The 4,233-nt window shown below is 40.3% G+C and carries 5 protein-coding genes; all 5 read left to right on the top strand.

Annotated features, from left to right (window positions below):
* Positions 1 to 43 precede the first annotated feature (43 nt).
* The gene (rpsA, locus tag SMIDD26_RS05405) at positions 44 to 1,246 is read left to right on the top strand and encodes a 30S ribosomal protein S1 (RefSeq protein WP_061439368.1); all 1,203 of its coding nucleotides are present in this window, start codon (positions 44 to 46) and stop codon (positions 1,244 to 1,246) included.
* Between the two features lie 86 nt (positions 1,247 to 1,332).
* Entirely contained in the window at positions 1,333 to 1,830 is a 498-nt protein-coding gene (locus tag SMIDD26_RS05410) for a GAF domain-containing protein (protein WP_061439371.1), read from the top strand.
* Complete coding sequence (gene dnaX, locus SMIDD26_RS05415) at positions 1,830 to 3,485, top strand: DNA polymerase III subunit gamma/tau (RefSeq protein WP_061439373.1); 1,656 nt, start codon at positions 1,830 to 1,832, stop codon at positions 3,483 to 3,485. The genes SMIDD26_RS05410 and dnaX overlap by 1 nt, the downstream gene beginning before the upstream one ends.
* A 27-nt stretch (positions 3,486 to 3,512) precedes the next feature.
* A complete protein-coding gene (locus tag SMIDD26_RS05420) occupies positions 3,513 to 3,707 on the top strand; it encodes a DUF3272 domain-containing protein (protein ID WP_001041547.1) in 195 nt (64 codons plus the stop codon).
* A gap of 264 nt (positions 3,708 to 3,971) precedes the next feature.
* The coding region (locus SMIDD26_RS05425; RefSeq protein WP_134990194.1) for an ATP-binding cassette domain-containing protein at positions 3,972 to 4,233 on the top strand (262 nt) is incomplete at its 3' end.

Raw genomic sequence — 4,233 nt, forward strand, 5'->3', positions numbered from 1 at the left:
ATGTCAAGTTTAAGAAAAACTTGATTGTTGGAGGATTTTTTAGATGAACGAATTTGAAGATTTGCTAAATAGCGTTAGCCAAGTTGAGACTGGTGATGTTGTTAGTGCTGAAGTATTGACAGTTGATGCGACTCAAGCTAACGTTGCAATCTCTGGAACTGGTGTTGAAGGTGTCTTGACTCTTCGCGAATTGACAAACGATCGCGATGCAGATATCAATGACTTTGTTAAAGTAGGAGAAGTATTGGATGTTCTTGTACTTCGTCAAGTAGTTGGTAAAGATACTGATACAGTTACATACCTTGTATCTAAAAAACGCCTTGAAGCTCGCAAAGCATGGGACAAACTTGTTGGTCGCGAAGAAGAAGTTGTTACTGTTAAAGGAACTCGTGCCGTTAAAGGTGGACTTTCAGTAGAATTTGAAGGTGTTCGTGGATTTATCCCAGCTTCAATGTTGGATACTCGTTTCGTACGTAACACTGAGCGTTTTGTAGGTCAAGAATTTGAGGCTAAAATCAAAGAAGTTGACGCTAAAGAAAATCGCTTCATCCTTTCACGTCGTGAAGTTGTTGAAGCAGCTACTGCAGCAGCTCGCGCTGAAGTATTCGGTAAATTGGCTGTTGGTGATGTTGTAACTGGTAAAGTTGCACGTATCACAAGCTTTGGTGCTTTCATCGACCTTGGTGGTGTTGACGGATTGGTTCACTTGACTGAATTGTCACACGAACGTAACGTATCACCAAAATCAGTTGTAACTGTTGGTGAAGAAATTGAAGTGAAAATCCTTGATCTTAACGAAGAAGAAGGACGCGTATCACTTTCACTTAAAGCAACAACACCTGGACCATGGGATGGCGTTGAGCAAAAATTGGCAAAAGGTGATGTAGTAGAAGGAACAGTTAAACGTTTGACTGACTTCGGTGCATTTGTTGAAGTATTGCCAGGTATCGATGGACTTGTTCACGTATCACAAATTTCACACAAACGTATTGAAAATCCTAAAGAAGCTCTTAAAGTTGGTCAAGAAGTTAAAGTTAAAGTTCTTGAAGTGAACGCAGATGCAGAGCGCGTATCACTTTCTATCAAAGCTCTTGAAGAGCGTCCAGCTCAAGAAGAAGGACAAAAGGAAGAAAAACGTGCTGCTCGTCCACGTCGTCCAAAACGTCAAGAAAAACGTGATTTCGAACTTCCAGAAACACAAACAGGATTCTCAATGGCTGATTTGTTTGGTGATATCGAACTTTAATCAAATTGAAAATTCACAAAATCCTTTGTTTACTAAACAAGGGATTTTTCTTTTGTCTCTGCTCCTTTTTTTGATATAATAGTTCTATGTTAAAATCAGAAAAACAATCACGTTATCAAATGTTAAATGAAGAATTGTCCTTCCTATTGGAAGGCGAGACCAATGTTTTGGCTAATCTTTCCAACGCCAGTGCTCTCATAAAATCACGTTTTCCTAATACCGTATTTGCAGGCTTTTATTTGTTCGATGGAAAGGAATTGGTTTTAGGTCCCTTCCAAGGAGGTGTTTCCTGTATCCGTATTGCACTAGGCAAGGGCGTATGTGGTGAAGCTGCTGAGTTTCAGGAAACAGTCCTGGTTGGTGATGTAAGTACCTATCCCAACTATATTTCTTGTGATAGTCTAGCTAAAAGTGAAATTGTGGTGCCGATGATGAAGAATGGTCAGTTACTTGGAGTTCTGGATCTGGATTCTTCAGAGATTGAGGATTACGATGCTATGGATCGAGATTATTTGGAACAATTTGTCGCGATTTTGCTTGAAAAGACAGAGTGGAACTTTACAATGTTTGAGGAAAAATCTTAATGTATCAAGCACTTTATCGAAAATATAGAAGTCAAAACTTCTCCCAGTTGGTTGGTCAAGAAGTTGTGGCTAAGACTCTTAAACAAGCAGTAGAACAAGAGAAAATAAGTCATGCCTATCTTTTTTCTGGTCCACGTGGAACAGGAAAAACCAGTGTAGCTAAGATCTTTGCCAAGGCTATGAACTGCCCAAATCAAGTGGGTGGTGAACCTTGTAATAACTGCTATATTTGTCAGGCAGTGACGGACGGTAGTTTAGAAGATGTCATCGAAATGGATGCAGCCTCTAATAATGGGGTGGATGAAATCCGTGAAATTCGCGATAAATCTACCTATGCGCCTAGCCTTGCTCGTTATAAGGTTTATATCATAGATGAGGTTCACATGCTGTCTACAGGGGCTTTTAATGCCCTCCTAAAGACGCTGGAAGAGCCAACACAGAATGTAGTCTTTATTTTGGCCACTACTGAATTGCACAAGATTCCTGCGACTATTCTATCCCGTGTGCAACGTTTTGAATTTAAATCAATTAAGACACAGGATATTAAGGAACATATCCACTATATCTTAGAAAAAGAAAATATTAGTTCTGAACCAGAGGCTGTGGAGATCATTGCCAGACGGGCGGAAGGTGGAATGCGGGACGCCTTGTCTATTTTGGATCAAGCCCTGAGTTTGACACAGGGAAATGAATTGACGACTGCCATCTCTGAAGAAATTACTGGCACCATTAGCCTATCAGCCTTGGATGATTATGTGGCTGCCTTGTCTCAACAGGATGTTCCCAAGGCCTTGTCTTGCTTAAATCTTCTCTTTGATAATGGTAAGAGCATGACCCGTTTTGTGACCGATCTTTTGCACTATTTAAGAGATTTGTTAATTGTTCAAACAGGAGGAGAAAACACTCACCATAGTCCAGTCTTTGTTAAGAATTTGACACTTCCTAAAGAAAATCTGTTTGAAATGATTCGCTTGGCGACAGTCAGTTTAGCAGATATTAAGTCTAGTTTGCAGCCCAAGATTTATGCTGAAATGATGACTATTCGTTTAGCGGAGATTAAGCCTGAGCCAGCTCTATCAGGGGAGGTTGAACATGAAATTTCTGCACTGAGACAGGAAATTGCCCGTCTCAAACAAGAACTCGCCAATGTGGGAACTGTAGCCAAGCCAACTAGTCCAGCTCCTAGTCGACCAGTAGCAGGCAAAACAGTCTATCGTGTGGATCGCAATAAAGTTCAATCTATCTTACAAGAGGCCGTTGAAAATCCTGATTTAGCACGTCAAAATCTGATTCGTTTGCAGAATGCCTGGGGAGAGGTGATTGAAAGTCTAGGAGGCCCTGATAAGGCTTTGCTGGTTGGTTCTCAACCGGTTGCGGCCAATGAACACCATGCTATTCTTGCTTTTGAGTCTAACTTTAATGCTGGTCAAACCATGAAACGGGATAATCTAAATACTATGTTTGGCAACATCCTCAGTCAGGCAGCAGGTTTTTCACCCGAAATTTTAGCCATTTCCATGGAGGAATGGAAAGAAGTTCGCGCAGCCTTTTCAGCCAAAGCCAAATCTTCTCAAACTGAAAAAGAAGCAGAAGAAAGCCTGATTCCAGAAGGATTTGAATTTTTGGCTGATAAAGTGAAGGTAGAGGAAGACTAAAGAAAGATTTCATGATACAATAAGTTTATGAATAAACAACAATTTATTATTATGGCGCTGTTTACAGCTGCTGAGACCTATTTTTTCAATGAAGCCTGGATGACTGGTCGCTATATTATGGCAGCCTTTTGGGCAATTTTACTCTTTAGAAATTTTCGTGTCAGTTATGTGATGGGCAAAATCGTTGATGTCATTGATCAGCATTTTAATAGGAAAGACTAGCCCTCAGCTTCCAGACAAAATCAAAGCCTTTTAGGCTTTTTTTTGTTATACTATAAAAGTATATTTATAGACCTTTTATACTCTTCGAAAATCTCTTCAAACCACGTCAGCTTTATCTGCAACCTCAAAGCGGTGCTTTGAGCAACCTGCGGCTAGCTTCCTAGTTTGCTCTTTGATTTTCATTGAGTATTACCGTATTTTCTAGAGACAACTAGTATGTTTCTAGTAAGCACTGTAAAGGTCTTGAAAAAGAAAGGAACTATCATGTCAGTATTAGAGATCAAAGATCTTCACGTTGAGATTGAAGGAAAAGAAATTTTAAAAGGGGTTAACCTGACCCTGAAAACAGGAGAAATTGCCGCTATCATGGGACCAAATGGTACTGGGAAATCGACTCTTTCTGCCGCTATCATGGGAAATCCAAACTATGAAGTTACCAAAGGTGAAGTCTTGTTTGACAGCGTAAACATCCTCGAATTGGAAGTTGACGAGCGTGCGCGTATGGGACTTTTCCTTGCTATGCAAT

Origin of the sequence: Streptococcus mitis (genome assembly GCF_001579035.1) — a bacterium.
In the GTDB taxonomy this organism is placed as follows: domain Bacteria; phylum Bacillota; class Bacilli; order Lactobacillales; family Streptococcaceae; genus Streptococcus; species Streptococcus mitis_J.

What these genes read in the sequence shown, in the direction of transcription:
- rpsA (WP_061439368.1), top strand. Translation starts at nt 44, where the DNA reads ATGAACGAATTTGAAGATTTGCTAAATAGCGTTAGCCAAGTTGAGACT.
- SMIDD26_RS05410 (WP_061439371.1), top strand. Translation starts at nt 1,333, where the DNA reads ATGTTAAAATCAGAAAAACAATCACGTTATCAAATGTTAAATGAAGAA.
- dnaX (WP_061439373.1), top strand. Translation starts at nt 1,830, where the DNA reads ATGTATCAAGCACTTTATCGAAAATATAGAAGTCAAAACTTCTCCCAG.
- SMIDD26_RS05420 (WP_001041547.1), top strand. Translation starts at nt 3,513, where the DNA reads ATGAATAAACAACAATTTATTATTATGGCGCTGTTTACAGCTGCTGAG.